5 protein-coding genes are annotated in these 3,306 nt (G+C 39.6%); all 5 read right to left on the bottom strand.

The window, feature by feature from the left end; all coding sequences use genetic code 11:
• Positions 1-410, bottom strand: a 410-nt coding sequence (locus E2L07_RS20045; RefSeq protein ID WP_208402094.1) for a transposase, incomplete at its 3' end; no start/stop codon positions are given.
• Between the two features lie 115 nt (positions 411-525).
• Positions 526-1,299 (bottom strand): helix-turn-helix domain-containing protein, encoded by a 774-nt coding sequence (locus tag E2L07_RS20040; RefSeq protein WP_134230479.1) that lies wholly within the window; start codon positions 1,297-1,299, stop codon positions 526-528.
• Between the two features lie 78 nt (positions 1,300-1,377).
• On the bottom strand, positions 1,378-1,863 hold the full coding sequence (locus E2L07_RS20035) for a YesL family protein (protein ID WP_420897823.1): 486 nt from the start codon (positions 1,861-1,863) through the stop codon (positions 1,378-1,380).
• Positions 1,785-2,087, bottom strand: a complete 303-nt coding sequence (locus E2L07_RS20030) for a DUF624 domain-containing protein (protein WP_134230477.1) — start codon at positions 2,085-2,087, stop codon at positions 1,785-1,787. The genes E2L07_RS20035 and E2L07_RS20030 overlap by 79 nt, the downstream gene beginning before the upstream one ends.
• Positions 2,088-2,241: 154 nt before the next feature.
• The gene (locus tag E2L07_RS20025) at positions 2,242-3,141 is read right to left on the bottom strand and encodes a helix-turn-helix transcriptional regulator (protein ID WP_010898066.1); all 900 of its coding nucleotides are present in this window, start codon (positions 3,139-3,141) and stop codon (positions 2,242-2,244) included.
• Between the last annotated feature and the right edge of the window lie 165 nt (positions 3,142-3,306).

Raw genomic sequence — 3,306 nt, 5'->3', positions numbered from 1 at the left:
AGTTCATGTACTTTATCTAAAAGTTCTTGGTTAGCGTGATGTAATTGTTCAATGGACTCATGATCAAATCGTGTATAAAAGCGAGATAAACTTGGTTGAGAAGCTAAGGAGTCAGTCCCAATCATTTGGGTGAAAACAGGATCATTCGTCAATTGATCGGCCGCATCATCCTCAGCATAACCAGCGATGAGTTGATAAAGCTTTTGACGAAGTAGATTTTCATTTGAATGAACATGGTATTTTCTCTCGTCGTTCAGATGCAGATGTTGAACAAGAGTATCAGAGAATCCGATTTTTTCATCAAACTCTCGAAAAACGAATTCACCTGTATCAGAAGAAAGAGAGCCTCCATCAGTTGATAATTTAATTTGACGATTGAAATCTAGTGTTAATTGCGGTAAAGTAGCCATTATAAGAATCCTTTCTGTGGTTATTTCGTAGTTGTTTTAACCATATCAGAAATGGATTCTTTTTTCATTTATTTGATGCATGGACCATTTAGCTCAATTACTTGATAGATAAGCATTATTTGGGCATTAAAGGTTTTTTATGAATAATCCAGGATACTTTATAGCCTTTTTGCAACAACCTTTTTCCATTCTCAATTCGTACCTTATCAGGATAAGTATTAAAGTACTCACCGGTGTAATTTTTAAAAAGCTTTCCTAAATAAGCACGATTATAATTAAAAACGCTTGCGAGTGTTTCGAGCCGTAAATTTTTCGCATAATCTTTATGGATTAACGCAATCATTTTTCTCAGGAGCAGGTCTGGCTGACCATTATCCATGCAATCAATGACGTACTTTAATTGCTTCGTAAGGAATGCCATAATGCCTGGTAAATGTTCAAACTGATAAATGTCACCAGCATTCATTACGAGCGGCTCAAGTACCCCTTCCATATTTGGATGTGAACGGACAAGCTGATGCAGGATATTCGAATATAGTTGAAATAAGGCAACTTTGATTTCTTTTTCTTCTTGTAGATGAACGATTACAACATTCTTTAGCTCCTCTATGATCGCCACACAGCCTTGCATATTGCCGATATCGATAGAATAATAGAGCCGGTCAGCATATGATTCAAGCGAAAACTCCGGTGCTTCCGGCTTGCTTCGGTCAACGAGCTGATCAGCGGTAAACAAACGTCCTTTCTCTACGAAAAATTTCTTTTCGTACAGTCGCTTCGCTGACTGATACGATTCATGAATGTCGACTAGATTAACCACTTTACTACCTGCACACGCATGAAGCTCTTCTTCTTCAAACTGCTCATCGCTTGCGTATATTTTCATCATGATCCCTCTCTCCACATAAGTTTTCTTTAGTGTAAAAGTAAAATTTGCACGATCATACGATTAAAATTTGAAAAAAAATCAGTACGACTTTTCACCTTTTGCCTCTTTTCTTACATGTTGTACGCGAATTGTTTTTTGAACGGCCTGGTAAAAATAGAAAAACCCACAATAGGCAACGAGAGAGCCGCCTACGCTTGCGATCAGATAAAGCTGCCCGAGACTTAAGTAGAATAAAGCCATGTGAAGGCCCGCAACGGCTGCTGTGGAAATTGGATGAGAGACCGCCAACATGAGGGCATTCGTTAATGCAGGAATCACCCCACGCTCAAAATGGACGATATAGGAGAAAAAATAAGCAGTCCATGTAATAAATAGACCTGTAAGCAACAGGTACACAATGAGAATGAGACCGGATAACGATTGGATGAGCTGAACATAGTTCACCAGCCAAGCTCCCCAAAAGATGACGAGAAAAACCCCTCCTGTCACACTTTTCCGATAATTTTCTTTATAGAGACTCCAAAAGTGATAAGCAGACCGGAATCGTTCTCTTTGATAATCCATCTTCGGACTACACCGTACAAAGCAGTCGTTGCTGGGAAAAACACAAATGGAAGTAAACAAGCGGTTATCGCGAGCAAATGGTTCATGTTTTTTGCATCGGTGACGATCAAATGTAATAGTAAATAGACGACCGGTGCATTAAAAAAGATCCAAATAAGATTCGTATAGGCGAAGCGGGTTATAAACGTGGATAGTTTGTACAAGCCGCTAAATAGCCCGTTCATTTTTACTATTCCCCCTCTCTCCACCACTGCTCTTCGTTAAATTTTCCTCAATTCACAAGGTCACCTTCTCAAAAAAGTAAGCGCTTACGAAATTACGTTTAGTTTAGCAATCTTCATGTACGGATTCCATGTTTTATTTAGTCAAAAAATCCATTCATGTTTTCATATTTTCGCTAAAGGTCGGAAGCCCTATGCGGCGAAACTCAGATGGTGTACAACGTTTATGTCGCTTAAACAGTTTAATAAAGTAGCTAGGATGGTCGAAGCCAACTGACATGGAAATGTCCATAATTGTTCGATCCGTTTCTCGCAGAAGACGAGCGGCTTTATTTAATCGTTGCGTATGAATATACTCCACAGCCGTCATCCGAACGATTGATTTAAAAAATCGGCTAAAATGGCCTTCACTCATTTGAACGAGATTGGCTAACTGTTTAATCGTAAGTTTCTCATCATAATGTTCATCAATAAATTGAAGCACTTTTTTTATTTGACGAATTTGCTGAGGTGTGCCTGTTTTCTGTTCCTCAGTTCTAGGAAAATGCTTCACCAATTCCGCCATCATCTGAAGAAGATTTGCTTTAATGACAAGTTCATAGCCCTCTTCTTTTTGCTGAAATTGGCTAATCGTCGCCTGCAACATCGTGAGCATATCGCTCATCCAATAGTGGGTGGGGCAAAGTTTTATCGGTCCGGTTCGTTCACTGTCTTTAAAAGGGTCTATATAGCGACTCTGGATTAAATCATAACCAAAACTACTGATAAAGTCAGGGTGAACGACCGTAGCATATAAAGAGAACGGTTTGTCCGAGACCGGATACGCCCCGTGCAGGTGACCGCTCGGAATAAAAAGTCCTTCCCCTGCTCTTACCGTGGTCATCTTGGTACCGATCTGAAACTCAGCTTCCCCTGCCTCCATATAAATCCATTCCATTTCATGATGCCAATGGCAATGGATAATCACCTGTCCATTCACCTCTTTGACCCTATAGACGTTACACGGAAACATAGGGTCCCCATGTGCTCTTGCTTCCAACCATTGATCATCTTTCACAGGCACACCTCCCTCTATAAATTAAGATTTTCTTCAAAATGCTTTAAATATCTTAGAATTTCATTGCCTTTTGTTATCCTCTGATTAGATGACACTTGCATTTCATGCATTTGTTGGAAATATGAATGCCATCCTGGTAGAGATCATGCTTTCTCGCTTTAAAAA

The sequence above is a fragment of the Halalkalibacterium halodurans genome (genome assembly GCF_004376175.1).
Taxonomy (GTDB): Bacteria; Bacillota; Bacilli; order Bacillales; family Bacillaceae_D; genus Halalkalibacterium; species Halalkalibacterium halodurans.
The sequence above is the reverse complement of the archived record's forward strand: the minus strand, read 5'-3'. Positions and strand labels throughout refer to the sequence as shown.

Bases quoted from the DNA above. Each gene is read 5' to 3' on its own strand.
- E2L07_RS20040 (WP_134230479.1), bottom strand. From the start codon at position 1,299: ATGATGAAAATATACGCAAGCGATGAGCAGTTTGAAGAAGAAGAGCTT.
- E2L07_RS20035 (WP_420897823.1), bottom strand. From the start codon at position 1,863: ATGGATTATCAAAGAGAACGATTCCGGTCTGCTTATCACTTTTGGAGT.
- E2L07_RS20030 (WP_134230477.1), bottom strand. From the start codon at position 2,087: ATGAACGGGCTATTTAGCGGCTTGTACAAACTATCCACGTTTATAACC.